This is a genomic window from Afipia sp. GW823-FHT06G09, assembly GCF_058794875.1.
The window spans coordinates 21,401-37,182 of the sequence record NZ_JBXAHF010000006.1; the positions used below are offsets into that span (position 1 = coordinate 21,401).

The 15,782-nt window shown below is 59.3% G+C and carries 12 protein-coding genes and 1 pseudogene; 7 read left to right on the top strand and 6 right to left on the bottom strand.

What is annotated here, in order from left to right:
• Nucleotides 1–27: 27 nt before the first annotated feature.
• Both AC1Q67_RS23020 and AC1Q67_RS23025 read right to left on the bottom strand, forming a co-directional pair.
• Nucleotides 28–1,368: a sensor histidine kinase gene (locus AC1Q67_RS23020; RefSeq protein ID WP_492237521.1), complete on the bottom strand. Its 1,341-nt coding sequence runs from the start codon at nucleotides 1,366–1,368 to the stop codon at nucleotides 28–30.
• Complete coding sequence (locus AC1Q67_RS23025) at nucleotides 1,368–2,021, bottom strand: response regulator (RefSeq protein WP_492237677.1); 654 nt, start codon at nucleotides 2,019–2,021, stop codon at nucleotides 1,368–1,370. The genes AC1Q67_RS23020 and AC1Q67_RS23025 overlap by 1 nt, the downstream gene beginning before the upstream one ends.
• Before the next feature lie 179 nt (nucleotides 2,022–2,200).
• Between AC1Q67_RS23025 and AC1Q67_RS23030 the strand changes: the two genes are divergently transcribed.
• From AC1Q67_RS23030 to AC1Q67_RS23055, 6 genes are all read left to right on the top strand, one after another.
• A complete protein-coding gene (locus tag AC1Q67_RS23030; RefSeq protein WP_492237522.1) occupies nucleotides 2,201–3,418 on the top strand; it encodes a TolC family protein in 1,218 nt (405 codons plus the stop codon).
• Nucleotides 3,415–6,699, top strand: a complete 3,285-nt coding sequence (locus AC1Q67_RS23035) for an efflux RND transporter permease subunit (protein WP_492237523.1) — start codon at nucleotides 3,415–3,417, stop codon at nucleotides 6,697–6,699. Before AC1Q67_RS23030 ends, AC1Q67_RS23035 begins: the two co-directional genes overlap by 4 nt.
• Before the next feature lie 10 nt (nucleotides 6,700–6,709).
• Nucleotides 6,710–7,258: a cytochrome b gene (locus AC1Q67_RS23040; RefSeq protein WP_492237524.1), complete on the top strand. Its 549-nt coding sequence runs from the start codon at nucleotides 6,710–6,712 to the stop codon at nucleotides 7,256–7,258.
• Nucleotides 7,259–7,309: 51 nt separating this feature from the next.
• Nucleotides 7,310–8,005 (top strand): VIT1/CCC1 transporter family protein, encoded by a 696-nt coding sequence (locus tag AC1Q67_RS23045; RefSeq protein ID WP_492237525.1) that lies wholly within the window; start codon nucleotides 7,310–7,312, stop codon nucleotides 8,003–8,005.
• A gap of 251 nt (nucleotides 8,006–8,256) precedes the next feature.
• Nucleotides 8,257–9,606 carry a tetratricopeptide repeat protein gene (locus tag AC1Q67_RS23050; protein WP_492237526.1) on the top strand — a complete coding sequence of 450 codons (1,350 nt, stop codon included), beginning with the start codon at nucleotides 8,257–8,259 and terminating at the stop codon, nucleotides 9,604–9,606.
• Between the two features lie 140 nt (nucleotides 9,607–9,746).
• The gene (locus tag AC1Q67_RS23055; protein WP_492237527.1) at nucleotides 9,747–10,475 is read left to right on the top strand and encodes a helix-turn-helix transcriptional regulator; all 729 of its coding nucleotides are present in this window, start codon (nucleotides 9,747–9,749) and stop codon (nucleotides 10,473–10,475) included.
• 862 nt (nucleotides 10,476–11,337) lie between these two features.
• Here the strand turns inward: AC1Q67_RS23055 and chrA are convergent.
• Nucleotides 11,338–12,541 (bottom strand): annotated as a pseudogene (gene chrA, locus AC1Q67_RS23060) (chromate efflux transporter).
• Nucleotides 12,542–12,563: 22 nt separating this feature from the next.
• Nucleotides 12,564–12,866 (bottom strand): PadR family transcriptional regulator, encoded by a 303-nt coding sequence (locus AC1Q67_RS23065; RefSeq protein WP_492237528.1) that lies wholly within the window; start codon nucleotides 12,864–12,866, stop codon nucleotides 12,564–12,566.
• A 367-nt stretch (nucleotides 12,867–13,233) separates the two neighbouring features.
• On the opposite strand from AC1Q67_RS23065, the gene AC1Q67_RS23070 reads away from it, so the two are divergent.
• On the top strand, nucleotides 13,234–14,010 hold the full coding sequence (locus AC1Q67_RS23070) for a hypothetical protein (protein ID WP_492237529.1): 777 nt from the start codon (nucleotides 13,234–13,236) through the stop codon (nucleotides 14,008–14,010).
• A gap of 200 nt (nucleotides 14,011–14,210) precedes the next feature.
• Here the strand turns inward: AC1Q67_RS23070 and AC1Q67_RS23075 are convergent, their stop codons facing one another.
• Both AC1Q67_RS23075 and AC1Q67_RS23080 read right to left on the bottom strand, forming a co-directional pair.
• Nucleotides 14,211–14,966, bottom strand: coding sequence for a hypothetical protein (locus AC1Q67_RS23075; RefSeq protein ID WP_492237530.1), 756 nt, complete (start codon nucleotides 14,964–14,966; stop codon nucleotides 14,211–14,213).
• A 41-nt stretch (nucleotides 14,967–15,007) separates the two neighbouring features.
• Entirely contained in the window at nucleotides 15,008–15,772 is a 765-nt protein-coding gene (locus AC1Q67_RS23080) for a COG4705 family protein (protein ID WP_492237679.1), read from the bottom strand.
• Nucleotides 15,773–15,782 lie beyond the last annotated feature (10 nt).

A 15,782-nucleotide genomic window follows, 5' to 3' on the forward strand; every position in this document is an offset into this window, starting at 1 on the left:
GGGCGAGCCAAAACCGATTGTAATCGCTCACGCTGCGGGAATCCGCAATTCGGCCTCTAAGCCGCCATCCTTGTTATTCGTAAGTTCGACAGAGCCGCCGTACAGCATGGCGAGATCGCGGACAATCGCCAGGCCCAGACCGCTGCCTGGTGTGGCTTCGTCGAGCCGCTCGCCAGGCGAAAACGCGCGGCTTAGTGCGTCAGGCGGGATACCGGAACCATCATCAACGATGATGATGCGAACCTGTTCTGTTGAGCGGCGTGCTGTGATCGAGACGCGGCTACGCGCCCATTTGCAGGCATTGTCGACAAGATTAGCGACCATTTCATTCAGATCGTTGGGATCGACAGCGGCGACAAGTTTCTTTTCAGTAGTATCGGTGATCGTGAGCGAACGTTCGGCATAGAGGCGCTGCATGGCTGTAACAATGGCAGCCAGTGTGGGACCGACCGGGGTAATGACACCGGGCAGACCGGCGCTGGCCGCAGCTCGCGCGCGGGCAAGCTGGAAGTCGATCTGGCGTTGCATGCGCTCACTTTGTTGTGCGAGGACTGAAGCCCCTTCGGCGTCACCTCGTGCCAGGAGTCGGCGCGCTTCGTCTGCCAGGACCGCAAGCGGTGTTTTCAACCCATGCGCCAAATTGGCAGCCTGCGCCCGGGCCCGGCGAATCATTTGGGTGTTGGCGTCTATGAGGGCATTGAGATCATCAACCAGCGGTCGCACTTCGGATGGAAAGTCGCTGGGAAGCGCGTCTGCCTGGCCAGAGCGAATGTTGCCCAAAGCTAGGCGCAGGCGCCGCATGGGTTTCAGCCCGAACCAGGTCTGCAACACGCCTGCACCAATCAGCGCGATAGCTAATGCGCCGAGCGATAGAACCAATGCGTGATTGAAATGAGCGAGGACATCATCCACGATTCTCTGATCTGCCCCGACTTGGATGACATAGCCGCTTTCAGGATTTTCCCATGGGCGGCCGTAAGTAATCATCTTTTCGCCGAAGGGGCCAATTTCAAGTGAGCGAACAAGCTGACGGCCGGTGCCCAGTGCGGGTGGTGGCAAATGCTGGCCTGGCTCGATCGATGATGATTGGAGAACCAAGCCATCGCGGCCAGTCACCTGCCAGTAAAAACCCGCTCGAGGCTGCGCAAAGCGCGGATCGCTCAGGCGCTGTGCCAAAGCGATGTGTCCATCGGGCGTGCGGACCAGCAGGCGTTCAAGCTCATCGAGATGACCGATCAGTTCAGCATTGACCAGTTCTGTCACGTGCGTTCGAAACAGCGCCGAAATAAAGAACCCCGCAAGTGCGACACCTGCCACGATCCACAGGACAGCTCCGACTACCAAGCGGGCGCGCAGACTGCGGACCATCAGCCGAACCGGTAACCTAAGCCGCGCAATGTACGAATCGCCTCGCGTCCGATCTTGCGCCGAAGCCGGCCGACATAAACTTCGATCGTATTCGAGCTGCGTTCTTCATCCAGACCATAGAGATGATCCAGCAGCTCGGCCTGGGTGACAACGCGGCCAACACGATGCATAAAAAAGTTGAGCAGCCGGAATTCCTGAGCTGTCAGATCAATCGGTCGGCCGGCGACACCGGCGGTTCTTGAGACGGGGTCGAGCGTGATATCGCCATGACGCAATTCAGATGTCGCCTGACCAGCCACCCTTCGCATCAGCGCGCGGAGCCGGGCGGCAATTTCATCCACCTGGAACGGCTTTGTCACATAATCGTCGGCGCCAGCGTTCAGACCCTCGACCTTTTCGCTCCAGGTGTTACGCGCCGTCAGAATCAAAACCGGCGTAGCGCAGCCCGCGAGACGCCAGCCTCGCAAAACCTCAATACCGGGCAGGCCGGGCAGGCCGAGATCAAGCACGATCGCATCGAATTGTTCTTGCAGTGCGTAGGAAAGACCATGCTCGCCGTCCTCGACCTGCTCGACGACAAGGCCAAGGCCACCCAATCCTTCTTTCAGGCGGGCGCCGATGTCGCGATCGTCCTCGACAAGCAGAATACGAATGATCCATTCCTCCGGGTGGCAACAATAAGTACCAGCGCAAGCTGAATTTGAGCTGACAGCTTCTATTCAGCTTAGCGTGGCAGAAGGGTACTCGGAAGACAGTTTTGAACCCCGAGTTACCGATGCCAAAAGTGCTTTTGATAATCGTTTGCACCGTCGCGGTCGTCCTGGTCAAGCCGGTGCGAGCGCAGCAGGCGACCCCTCTGTCGATCGACGCGCTCGCCAGAAATGTCGTCGCGAATAATCCGGAGAGACGCTTCTATGTAGAACAGATTCGCTTCGCGGGCGTTGAGCGCGATGCCTCGGACCGGCTCCCCGATCCCGAACTGTCGGTCCAGTTCGGCGAGCGCCGCGCGTCCGATGTCGTGACCGGCGTGCCGACCGGGAGCGGCCCGACCTATGCCGTCTCGATCATGCAACCGATTGACTTCGCCGGCCGCGGGGCTCTCCGACAGGCCATCGCCGAACATCAAATCGCGCTCGCACGGATTGGCCTGGCGCAATTTGACGCCATTTTAGCCAGTCGGGCGCGCTCGCTGGGCTATGCCTTGTTCGCAGCCGACCAAAAGGCCGCTGCGGCGCGCGACGTCGCGGCACGGATGCGGTCCCTCGCCAAGATGATGGCGGAGCGCGAACCTGCTGGCCCCGGGCCAGCGCTGGACACGGCGATTTTGGAGGCCGCCGCGATCACCGCTGAGCGCAATGCCACCGTCGCCGATGTCGAGGCTATTGCGCTCGTCTATGAGTTGAACCAGCTGCGCAGCGCCCCCTTGAGTGCACGTATCCGTATCGCTCGGTTCAAAGTCCCGCTGCCCGCCCTTCCGCTCGTGGATCGCATGGCGCAGGACGTGGACATCAACAATTTCGAACTCCAGTCGCTGCGCGCTCAATCGCAACAGCAGGGACTTCGTGTCGATCTTGCACGGAAATCGCGTGTGCCGATGGTGGCGGTCGGGCCCTATTACGACCATGCAAAGTCCGACATTCGCGAGACCAATGTCGGCGTCCGGCTGACGACGACATTGCCGCTCTGGAACAGCCAGGCGGCCGGCGTGGCGCAGGAAGAGGGTCGGCAGACCCAGGCTGACGTTGCGTTGGTCGCAGCAAGGCGGCGGATCGTGCGCCAAGTTTACGAGCAGGCCGCGTTCTTTGAAACCAAGCGCCGGGCGCTCGCGAGCTGGCCCTCATCCGTCTCCGACAAATTCGCGGCCGCAGCCACCGCTGCTGATAACCAATTTCGGCAGGGAGCGATCCCAATTGCAACTTACGTCGAAATGCAGCGCCAGTATCTGGATGCGCTGACGGCCGTGCTGGATACGACGCGCCAAGCTCTGGAGGCCTCGCTGCAGCTCCGCGCACTCAATGGCGGTCATGGCTTCGGCGGTGTGGCCCGATGATGCGCAGCCTGCTTCAATGGACAACGCGCAATCCGCTTGCCGTTGCGGCGCTCTCGTTGATGGTTGCCGGCTTTGGAATCTGGTCGTTCCTGCGCCTGCAAGTCGATGCCATCCCCGATATCACAGGGGTCCAGGTACAGATCAACACGACGGTACCCGCATTTGCGCCAGAGGAAATCGAGCGCCTCGTCACCTTGCCTATCGAGCGCGCGATGGCAGGCCAGCCTGGACTGAGCGAAATGCGATCGCTGACCAAGACCGGATTGTCGCAAGTCACCCTTCTCTATGATGACGGGACCGACCAGTTTCGCGCACGCCAGTTTGTCACCGAAAGGCTGACCACGGTACGCGACATGCTGCCGGCCGGATCTGCGCCGCAGCTCGCGCCGATCACGACCGGGCTCGGCGAGATTTGGTATTATACGCTCGAATACGCGCAGCCTCCGGCTGGTCTGGACGAACAGCGGCAGTTGATGGAGCTGTACGAGGCGCAGGAATACATCATCAAGCCGATGTTGCGCGCGATCCAGGGCGTGGCGGACGTGAACTCCAACGGCGGGCTTGAGCGGCAGTTCGTCATCGAGCCGGATCTGCGGCGGTTGGCCGCGGCAGGCGTCACACCGAGTGAGCTAGGCCAGGCCATCGGCGCCAATGTCGAGAATGCCGGTGGCGGAACGATCACTGTAAATGGCCAGCGCTTCACGCTCCGGACGGAGGCGCGCGTCGCCAACGAGGACATGATCCGCGCTCTGCCTGTCAAGTTCGCAGGCAGCGTGCGGCCATTGACGGTGGCCGATCTGGCCACGGTGACAATTGGCCATGCTCCGCGCGAGGGCGCCGCAACCGCCAGCGGCAAGGAGACTGTGCTCGGCACGGTAATGATGCTGGTCGGCCAGAACAGCAGGGAAGTCGCGAGACGGGTCGACGCACAGTTGCCCAATCTGCGCGCGGCCTTACCCAAGGGTATGATCCTGCAAGTCCAATATGACCGTTCGGAACTTGTGGACCGCACCGTTGCAACAGTCGAACGTAACCTCGGTGAGGGAGCATTGCTGGTTGCCGTGGTGCTGCTGATCGTGATGGGCAATTGGCGTGCCGCACTGATTGTCACGAGCGTCATCCCGCTGGCGTTCCTGATGATGATCACGGGTATGCACATCTTCGGCATATCGGGCAATCTGATGAGCCTGGGAGCGCTCGACTTCGGCCTCCTCGTCGACGGTGCGATCGTGGTCGCTGAAAACGCCCTGCGCCTGATGAGCGAAGCCAGCGCCGCGAAGGGAGGCCAACTGACGGCGGACGACCGCCGGACCATCACCATCGAAGCAACAAGCGGCGTCGCGCGACCGGTCTTCTTTGGCATTGCCATCGTCGCGCTCGTCTATGTGCCGGTGCTTAGCCTGGGCGGGGTCGAGGGAAAACTCTTTCAGCCCATGGCCGAGGCCGTGATGCTGGCGCTGGGCGCCGCACTGATCATCACCTTCACGCTCGTGCCAGTACTTTGCGCGTGGCTGTTACGCAGTGAAAGGACAAAACAGCGCGATCATCCTGACGACGACAACGCCACGACATCCCGCGCCGGCCACGAGAAGGGGCACGGTCATGGTTTTGCCGGTTTCGTCGCACGCGGCTATATCCCCGTGCTTGACGTCGCGCTGCGTCATCCGGCGGTCTTGCTGTGTTCGGCCGTCGGCTTGCTCGGCATGACGTTGGCGCTCTTTCTGACGCTCGGCGCCCAGTTTACGCCGCGCCTCGACGAGGGCTCGATTACGGCGATGGTTTACAGGCCCGTCGGCATGTCGCTCGACCGTAGTCTGGCGATAGAACAGGAAACCGAACAGGACATTTTACGCCGTTTTCCGCAGGTGACGCATACATTCTCGCGTATCGGCACCAGCACGGTCGCGACCGACCCCATGCCGCCGAACCAAAACGACCTCTACATCTTTTACAAGCCACTTGACCAATGGCCGCAGGGCCCCGGCATGCCGCGCGACAAAGCCGAACTGGTTGCGGCGATCGAAAAGGCTGCAACCACGCTGGAGTCCGAACAGTCCTTTCTGTTCGCCCAGCCGATCGAAATGCGTTTCAACGAAATGCTGGAGGGCACCCGCGCCGACCTTTCGGTGAAGATCTTTGGTGACGACTATGACGTGCTCGAGCAGCTCGCCGCGCAAGCGCGCGAGGAGCTGCAAGGCCTGCCCGGCACCGCCAATGTCGAATTCGAGACCGCCGACCGCACGCGCAGCAGGGTGGTCGAGATGGACCGCGATGCCCTTGTTCGATTGGGTCTCGGCACAGCCGAAGTGAACCGCGCCATCGCATCAGCCATCGGCGGTAACGAGGTTGGCATCATCACGGATGGGGAACATCGCCATTCCATCGTCGTCCGACTGCCTGAATCGGCGCGCGCCGACAGCCGCTCGATCATGGCGCTACCGCTGCGTGTGGGCGCGACAGGTCTGGTGCCGCTCGAACGGGTCGCCCGGCTGCGCGAGGTGCGCACGGTCGAGCCGATCTTGCATGACAACGCCAAGCGCCGCGCAGCATTGATGGTCAACCTCAATACCAGCGACATCGAAGGCTATGTCGCAGCGGCTCGGGCCCGTCTGGGCAGCAAGCTCAAGCTGCCGGAGTCCTATCGCATCGAATTCGGTGGTCAGTTCCGGCAGTTGGAAGCGGCGCGGGCCCGCCTGATGATCGTCGTTCCGGCGACCCTGCTGATGATCTTTGCGCTGGTCTATTCGGCGGTGGGCAGTGTGCGCCAAGCTGCAATCGTCTATACCGGCATTCCATTTGCGATCACTGGCGGCGTATTGGCGTTGTGGCTGCACGGCATGCCGTTTTCCATCACCGCCGCGATCGGCTTCATCGCGCTGTCCGGCATTGCGATGCTGAATGGCCTCGTGCTGGTCGATCACATCAATGCTTTGCGAAGGACGTTGCCGCTCGCCGACGCCGTGCGACAAGCGGCGATCGAGCGATTGCGCCCGGTGCTGTCGACCGCCATGGTCGCAGGCATCGGTTTCATGCCGATGGCGATCGCAACCGGCGCGGGGGCGGAGGTGCAACGGCCGCTCGCGACCGTCGTCATCGGAGGCATCATCACGTCGACCGTCCTGACGCTGTTGCTGTTGCCGACAATCTACCGCTGGGCAGAGGGTCGCTCGGCGGATCACCCCAGGAAAGATAATCCTTCCGACACCCAGTTTCCACCGCCATTGGCGCCGGAAGTCGGCATGCCCGAACGAGCCTGCTCGAAAAGTCCTTGTTCTACGTAGAGGCCGCAATATGCAAATTCGCAACTCGTCGCAAAACTACGGCACCATTGCAATGACGCTGCACTGGGCCGTCGTCGTTCTGGTTCTGGCCGCATGGCTGATCGGGCAGTTTGGCGGACAATTCCTTCACGGAGTCCCGCGGGAGACCAGATTATTCCTTCACATCTTTATCGGTCTGGCCATCGTTGCCTTCGCGATCGTCCGCCTGCTCTGGCGTTTGGTCGATCCGCCTCCACCTCCTGATAAATCACCTCTCGGTGCATGGAGCGAGCGAGCAGCGACAGCGGTTCACTATCTGCTCTACGTGGGCCTGATTGCCATACCCATCGCAGGGATCGTGGTGCAGTTCTCCGGAGGTCACGCGCTGCCGGTCTTTGGTCTGTTTGAAATACCTTCTCCATGGTCTGCCGATCGCGCCATTGCGCACAACGCCGCAGAGATTCACGAACTGCTCGCCAACACCCTGCTGATCCTGGTCGGTCTTCACGCCGCAGCGGCGCTCCTCCACCATTACGTCTTCCGTGATCGGACGCTTCAGCGGATGTTGCCTGTTCATTGATCCTGATACCCGCAAATCGCACAGCTTGTGGGATTCTCATTGGAGTCGTCAGTGCCTACCACATCACACATAGAGAAGCATTTCACGGCGTCGGAATCGGTTCGCGATGTCGTCATTGGCATGGCCGACGGCCTGACCGTGCCATTTGCGCTGGCCGCCGGCCTTTCAGCCGCGGTTCAAAGCACGGACGTCATCGTCACGGCCGGACTTGCCGAAGTCGTGGCCGGCGCTATTGCCATGGGGCTCGGTGGCTACCTAGCGGCCCGGACGGACGCCGAACACTATGCCGCCGAGGAGAGCCGGGAGAACTATGAAATCGAGAACATCCGTGCGAGAGAAATCAAGGAAGTCGAAACGCTCTTTCGTGGATACGGCCTCGAAGGGAACGCTTTGCAGAACGTCGTCAACGCCATCGCTTCCGACCGAAAGCGATGGATCGACTTTATGATGCGCTTCGAACTCGGACTAGAGCGGCCCGATCCAAAACGCGCTCCTGTAAGTGCCGCAACGATCGGCGGCTCCTACATTGTGGGCGGTTTAATTCCGCTGATTCCTTACATGCTGGTTCGCGATATCGCGACAGCGCTGCAAATTTCGATCATCGCGACCGGTCTCGCCTTGCTTTGTTTCGGCGCGATCAAGGGGCAATTCACCGGCGTCAACAAGCTCAGATCAGCGCTACAGACGCTGTTGGTCGGCGGCCTCGCCGCGGGCGCCGCTTATTGGCTGGCGCACCTGTTCGGGTAAGGCGCGGCACAGCGTGTCTCTGACCTGGAAGAGAGTAGGAATGAAAGGAAAGCGTACATTCATCGTCTCAAGTTGGTGGCAGATCGTAAAATCCGTTCGGTATGAAAAAGGAGACCCATGGCCTGCCCAAGTTGTCCGCATGGAGGAGACTGACGGGCGCGATCCGACGGATAGCTGCTTCCTTACGAAGAGTGCGGCCTGCATACCGACGGACGCTTCTCACGCATTCATTTAATAAATTAAGGTGGACCATGACCGCACTGGCGGCAACTGCAATCTCACCCAAAGTACGACAAGCCGAACGCGTGTGGCTATCCTTCCGCATTCTCTTCAAAGCTTGCCGTGCATCTGTACTGGCGTCGGCCAGTCTGGTTGTGTTGTGCACGTTGGCCACGTCGGCGCTCGCCGAGACCACGCAGGAGTTCGCTCGCAAGGGGTTTGCAGCAAAGGATAGACAACAATATCCCCTGGCGATTCACTTTTTCGACGAAGCCCTCAAGCAAGGACAATCCACCTCCGAACAACTCGGCTTCATCTTCTATGGGCGCGGTGTTTCCTATGAAGCGTTAGGGCTACGGGATCTGGCGTTAGGCGATCTCGACGCAGCGATCGCGCTCCTGCCAAACCTTTCGAATTCGTACGTGTATCGCGCGCTGGTCTGGAACGGCCTACGGGAGTTCGATAAGGCATACGACGACCTGCTGCAAGCGCTTCGACTGAACCCGAACAGCGCGCTCATCTACAACAACCTTGCCTCGGTCTATGAACGCAAAGGGGACGTTGACCTCGCCATTGAGAACTACGGGACAGCGATCCGCCTCGATCCCCAGAACGCTCAAAGCTTCTACAACCGGGCTCATGCTTATGTCGCGAAGCAAGACTATCGGGCGGCGATCGCCGACTACGCTCACGCCATCGAGCTGGGGAACGACTTCGCTGAAGCCTATAGCAACCGCGGCGGCTTGTATCTGTCGCTGGGAGAGACGGACAACGCGATCAAGGATTTCGACGAGGCCATTCGTCTGAACGGCACCGATCCGATCTTCTGGTCGAACAGGGCAAATGCCTATGAGACATTGGGGCGCTACAAGGATGCGTTGGCCGATTTCGATCGTGCTCTATCGATCGATCCTGGCAGGGCCGGAACCTATCTCGGACGAGCTCGGGCGCGGCTCTATTCAGCTGAGATCCTGGGGGCAATCGAGGACTTGCAGGTGGCCGTAAGATTAAGACCGACGAATGCCAATCCCGCCATTTGGTTGCACATAGCCCGCATTCATCAGCGTAATCCGGACCGGGAGGAACTGGAGCGCAATGCCGCGAGGGTGGATCGTGGCCAATGGCCTGCGCCGGTTCTCGATTTCTACCTCGGGAAGCTGGATGTCGATCGCTTGCGAGAAGACGCGGGACGTGGTCCGGCGGACGATATCGCGAGACGTCTGTGCGAAGCCGACTTCTATGTCGGCGAGCTCCTGAACCATAGCGGGAAGGATGTGGAAGGTCGCCGGATTCTTCAGGCGGTTATGGATCGGTGCCGTCCCATCGACGTCGTTTTTGCGGCGGCGCAGGCGGAGTTGAGCGGAAAGCCGGATCCGAATTAGAGACCCTCGGCGCGACAACCGCACATCGACTGGTTTCGAGTTGTTCTTTGGCAGCGGCAGACAAATGAGGATCATGACTAGGGACAACGATACGAAGAGAGACGCCTGAGGGCCACGCCGTGTTAGAGCCTAGGCCGAAGGTGGCGGAACATCTCATCAAAACGTGGGACTTTATCGAGCGCATGGAGCGTGCCCCCGATGCGGTCGGCGTTGAACGCTGCCTGCTCGACCTCGCCGGCCTCTTCGGATTTACGTCCGTTTTTGGTGGCGTCGTTCCGACTCCCGAAACTCCGCGCTCCGAGATTGCCTCACGTGTTTTGCTACAGCGGATGCCGTCCGAATGGACCAAGCGTTATAATGAGCGCGGCTATCTCTTTCGAGATCCCATCGTGTCGCACCTGCAAAATGCGCGGGCGCCGTTCACTTGGGATGACGCTTACGAGGTATGTGGGCGATCTGCAGACGTAAGGTTGATCCGAGGGGAGGCAACCGAGTTCGGCCTTCGTTATGGTCACGTGGTGCCAATTCCGACCCTCGATGGCAGCATCGCCGCAATTTCATTTGGCGGAAGCGACCCAGAAACCAGCGCAGAGGCTAAAGACGCCTTGACGTTTGCGGCCAGCTACGCCATCGGTCGATTCCTTCACGTACCTCGCCAGAGTGTCGACGCTGCAGTCCGCGTGACGCCGCGTGAGATCGATTGTCTTCTGTGGGCAGCCGAAGGGAAAAGCGACTGGGATATCGCTACAATCCTCGGCATCTCGCGGTTCACAGTGCTCAAGCATATTCGCTCGGCGCGGGACAAACTGGACGCTGCGAACCGTACCCATGCTGTGGTCAAGGCCATACGCCAGCACCTTATTCGATAATACTTGACCGCCGTAACAGCCTTCCTTCTTCGAGAACGAACAAATGACGAAGCAAGTGGACAAACAAGATTGTTCCAGTCGTAAATGCTCAGGCGTCAAGGGGTCGAGCGACGTGACGAACAAACTTCCGTAAGCCACGATGAGAAATTCACTTCCAACGGCGAGAAGCAGTCGGGTGCATTCGAGAAAGAACGGCTGCGTTCGGTTAACGTTCCATAATGAAGGTTATGCGAATCAATTTTTATTTGTATTATCAATCGCTTATTGAAGAATATCCGATGCTAACGGATCATCCGGGTGTCGACCCGGCGCATCTTGGCGAGTTCTCGTGCCTGTCGGCATACCTCTTGAATCGACCGGCCTGTGAATGGGTGAAGATGTGGTCGCAGATCGCGGGAGTGAGCCATCCTTCGATGGCTAGGTCAGGAGTGTTGAGGTCTCCGGCTAGGCAGTTCGTCCAATCCTGCGGCGTTTGGGCCAACGTCAGCGTGCTTTGAAAAAGGCTTGCTACCACGAGCGCGGTCGCTTGGAGAGACTGGACTCGAAAGCTTTTCATATTTCGTCGACCCGGCTCATGTCACTTCATCTTGCCTTGCCCGCGAACAGACCATCGATCCGGAATGAATACCCGACGCCAACAATGTAGCTCGGGACATTATGATTGAGCCCAAACGCGACGTGGAAATCAACCTGTTGCGTTGGACTCAGGTGATACAATCCGCCCGAATTCAGAAGCTGGCTCGGAGTAGTCGCCAACATACTCCACAAAAAGGCTCGCCTTCTCGGTCACCTTCTTTTCAACCGCAAAGGTGGCTTCCGTGATCCGGGGGTAACGGAGCCCTCCGCGCAGAAATGATGTTGTTCAGACGAGTTGCGACAAGGCGCCGGCGCAGGCCAGGAGCGCCACCACGATCCAGGGCGGCAATTCCCAGACGGTGAGCAACAGAAAGCCGGTAAGCGCGAGGGCAAAATCGCGTGGCGTCAGCACCGCGCTGGTCCAGACCGGGTTGTAGAGGGCGGCCCCGAGAATACCGACAACGGCTGCGTTGGTGCCACGCATCGCGGCCTGAGCCGCAGGACGTGTCCGCATCGCGTCCCAGAAAGGCAACATGCCGTAGACGAGCAGCATGCCAGGAAGGAGCAGCGCGACAAGGGCAATCACGGCGCCCGCAAGGCCGTTCGGCTCCGGTCCGATAACCGCTCCCAGATAGGCGGCAAAGGTGAAGAGCGGACTCGGTACGGCCTGCGCAAGCCCGTAACCTGCCAGGAAAGTCTCGTTACTCACCCATCCCGGTGCAACCACTTGAGCCTGAAGCAAAGGCAACACGACGTGGCCGCCGCCGAACACCAACGCTCCGGACCGGTAGAACGCGTCGAACAGGGCAAGCCCCTGGGAATCGATCTCAGGGGCGATGACCGGAGGGATCCAAGAGAAGCGCCGCGAAGAGAATGAGCGCCACAATACCGCCCGACCGGGTGACTGGAAAATTCAGATGCCCGGGAACTGGCGCGGCTTCTCCTTGGCAGAGCCGAAGGCCTGCGCCCGCGCCGAGTGCAATCGCTACGATCTGCCCGAAGGATCCGGCGAAAAAGACAGCGATAGCAACCGCGGCAAGCGCGATGCCGGCGCGGGCGCGATCGGGCGTGAGGGTTCGGGCCATGCCCCAGATGGCTTGCGCGACAACCGCGACCGCGACGAGCTTGAGCCCGTGCAGAAAACCTTCGGCGACAGGTCCCGTGAATGCGGCTGCGCTCATGGCAAAGGCGAACAGGATCAGGGCCGACGGCATGGTGAAGGCGAACCATGCAGCAAGGCCGCCCAAAAGGCCGTTGCCGCGGAGAACACCGAGCGAAAAACCGAGCTGGCTGGAGGCCGGTCCTGGGAGGAATTGGCACAGCGCGACCAGGTCAGCATAGGCCACCTCGTCGATCCACTTGCGCCGCACGACCAGCTCATTGCGGAAATAGCCGAGATGGGCCACCGGACCTCCGAACGAGGTGAGGCCGAGCTTCAGAAATGCCGCAAACACCTCCCCGGTGCGGCCCTTGCCCCCCTCACCGTTCATCGGGACATGACTTTATCGAACGTCAACGCTTCATCGCCTCGCCGGTAAATTCCCGAATCCGGATCTTCGCCAAGGCAAGGCCCTGTTTGCCGAGCCTGGTTGCTTTGTAGAGTTTTCTGGCCGTACGCCCCTCGCGCTGCACGCGCGAGGTCAAATATCCCTTGTTTTCCATGGCATGAAGCATCGGATACAGTGTGCCGGGGCTCAACCGGTACCCGTGATTGGCCAATTCGTCGATCATCCATTGGCCATAGATTTCGTGCTCCGCCGCGTGGTGCAGAACATGCAGTCGTATAAAGCCGGTAAGCAGGTCGTCGAACTTCATCGTCCAAATTCATTTGATCTGGCCCTCATTATCGGATTACGTTATCGAGGTCCGATATTGTAGCCAAGCGTTTTCATTGATTCGAGGACAGCATGAGGATGATAATCTGTTCTGCGACCTAGCGAAACCTGCAGCATTACAGCCGGAAGACAGGATTGCCGCAAGGCGATCCTGGTTAAGCTCATGGCCGAGAAGACCCAAAGGGCTTTTGGCGGCGATGCCATATCTGAATGTCGATCGCGAATTCCGGCGGATGCCGCTGCTAAAACCTAAGAACGCCTTCGGTCTTTTAGCCACGACAAGACTTTGATGCTTATTGCGATCCACATCAACGACACCGGAGGCCAGGCTGGGGCTGAGAGATTGCATGTCAAAATGGGCAATGACCGCCTTGCGGATCGCCGGTCTTGTTGGAATCGCTTCGATTCTAATGTCTGGCGCGGCAAACGCGGGGCCTCCGTTCCGGACCGACGATCCGGAGCCGGTAGAAACCGGACACTACGAGTTCTACACCTTTACGTCCGGCACCCATGTGCAGGGCGGCATGAGTGGCGTCGGTCCAGCCTTCGAGTTCAACTACGGTGTCATTCCTGACGGCCAATTCCACATTATAGCCCCCGCCGCGTTCAATAGCTCGGCCGACGGACCAACCAGTTTCGGCTACGGCGACACTGAACTCGGTTTCAAGTACCGCCTCATCCAGGAAGACAAAGACGGCTGGCGGCCGATGGTAGGCACTTTTCCGCTGCTCGAATTGCCAACGGGAGATCTAAATCGCGGCCTGGGGGCCGGACACATGCGCTTGTTCCTTCCGCTGTGGGTACAGAAAAGCTTCGGTGACTGGCAAACCTATGGAGGCGGCGGCTATTGGATAAATCAGGATAACATGGTGGGCGACAAAAACTATTGGTACGGCGGTTGGCTGCTCCAGCGCAAAGTGACGGTCAATTTGACATTGGGCGGAGAGGTTTTCTACCAGACCGCAACTTCGATCTTCAGCAAGGATAGCGCCGGCTTTAATCTCGGCGGTATTTATGACGTGGATGAGCACAATCACATTTTGTTTTCGGCTGGCCGGGGTTTCCTGAACGTCGCTGCAACCAACGAATATTCGTGGTACGTCGCTTGGCAGATCACCCGGTAATATTTCGCAAAAAGCGTTGAGATGGGGCCTGATAAAGTCATGGGTATATTCGGCACCTTGTCGGAGGACGGCACCTCCGAATTTGTGCCGATCATGCGCTTTGAACCGAGCGCGACAGCGGCGGCCCCAAAGAATTCACCGCTCGTCTTGTCGACCCCCCTCCCGCCGACTCCAATAGAGCGATTCGTCAGCGCGAATTCCTACTGGATAGCGGAATTTGCGGAGATCAGCGGCCGACGGAGATGGGCATGCTCCCCGGCATGTGAATCAACGGAAAGACTCATGACCTGGCACGCAGGGCCTCCATCGTAATCCGCATAGGATGGGGAAACAATCAAAAGCACCTTCAAACCATTTTGTTTGGCAAGCCTGACTTCATTGACGAAGCTGGCTGTACCTTGCGGAGTTGGCGAGATCGCTCCGTAAAGACAAAAGCTATTGGATCGTCCATCAAGCGAAACCTGGCAGCCGCCGCCGCCGAATGCGGAAATGTCGCTCCAATCCTTTTGCACCCAGATCGGCAGCAATAATGAGGCTCGCGGATCACAGCCACCTGACGCGCTGGGCAAGAAAATCCGGGGAAATATGCTGACATCGAGGCCGAATGAATCCTGTCGCAGGAAATGGTATTTTGCGGCGAGTTCGATGTTGCTGATGCCCGATGCCACTGCGGCATCGGACAAATTGTCGAGTTCGACTGGAAGGACCGCCGTGAGCTGGAGGTTCGGCGCGGCTCCGTAGTTGAAATCGATCCCGCTCACGCTGCTGTTGCCACCGCCGACAAGCGAGCCTTTGTTGAAAGTATAGATCTCGAAATGTTTGTAGTCGGTAGGCTGCGGATCATCCGATTGATAGGGCGGCCCTGCAAGCACGACCTGAATGGAAGCGACAAATGAGATCAGTGCAACCAGCCACGCGGAGCTCCACCGAACGACCTGGAATGTCCTGTGAGTCATGAACCCGGGCTCCTCTGGCAGGATCGTTGACGACCCGGAGGTCAAGCCGGGTGTTCCCCAGCCCGCTGCGGCAGCAGAGCGATCAAGGCAACGATCGCCGCCGCGAGCACCGCCGATGCGACGTATCGGCTCAGCGCAAGGCCACCGTGATCGAGCGGTTTGTCCAGGAAGTCTCCGACGGTCGCCCCGAGCGGACGCGTCAGCACGAAGGCGATCCAGAACAGAACCGTACGTGAAACTTTCGTCCAGTAGTAGGCGGCGGCCGTGATCGCGAGGCCGGCTGCAAAAACCAGTGCCCCTCCGCGATAGCCGAGGCCCGTTGAATCCGCCATCCAGTCGCCGAGTGCCGTGCCAAGCGTCTGGGAAAACATGATCGTTGCCCAGTAAAAGGTCTCCGCTTTTCTGGACTTGATTGCTTCAATGGAAACAGTCCCCGTCGAGCGATACCAAAGGATAAGCGACAATATGAGCAACGCGGCAAGCAACGTCGACCCGCCCAGATAGCCGATCCCCAGTGAGCGATCGACGAAATCGGCGAGCGTTGTTCCGACCGTCGTCGTTGCAACGATAACGGTCCAATACAGAAGCGGGTGAAATCGCTTCGCGGCCATTTGCACAACCACTGCGACTGCAAAGATTGCTGCGAAAATCAGGGTTCCGACAAGGTAGCCCAGGTCCATCGACATCGTGACGGCATCTCCGCCCGTTTCGCCGAGCGTCGTTGCCAGGATCTTGATGATCCAGAATCCCAAAGTGACTTCCGGGACCTTACTGACAAATTCCTCGCTAACAGTCGCGCCTTGCATTTGATTCATA

What these genes read in the sequence shown, in the direction of transcription:
- AC1Q67_RS23065 (WP_492237528.1), bottom strand. Translation starts at nt 12,866, where the DNA reads ATGAAGTTCGACGACCTGCTTACCGGCTTTATACGACTGCATGTTCTG.
- AC1Q67_RS23050 (WP_492237526.1), top strand. Translation starts at nt 8,257, where the DNA reads ATGACCGCACTGGCGGCAACTGCAATCTCACCCAAAGTACGACAAGCC.
- AC1Q67_RS23080 (WP_492237679.1), bottom strand. Translation starts at nt 15,772, where the DNA reads ATGCAAGGCGCGACTGTTAGCGAGGAATTTGTCAGTAAGGTCCCGGAA.
- AC1Q67_RS23070 (WP_492237529.1), top strand. Translation starts at nt 13,234, where the DNA reads ATGTCAAAATGGGCAATGACCGCCTTGCGGATCGCCGGTCTTGTTGGA.
- AC1Q67_RS23020 (WP_492237521.1), bottom strand. Translation starts at nt 1,368, where the DNA reads ATGGTCCGCAGTCTGCGCGCCCGCTTGGTAGTCGGAGCTGTCCTGTGG.
- AC1Q67_RS23075 (WP_492237530.1), bottom strand. Translation starts at nt 14,966, where the DNA reads ATGACTCACAGGACATTCCAGGTCGTTCGGTGGAGCTCCGCGTGGCTG.
- AC1Q67_RS23040 (WP_492237524.1), top strand. Translation starts at nt 6,710, where the DNA reads ATGCAAATTCGCAACTCGTCGCAAAACTACGGCACCATTGCAATGACG.
- AC1Q67_RS23035 (WP_492237523.1), top strand. Translation starts at nt 3,415, where the DNA reads ATGATGCGCAGCCTGCTTCAATGGACAACGCGCAATCCGCTTGCCGTT.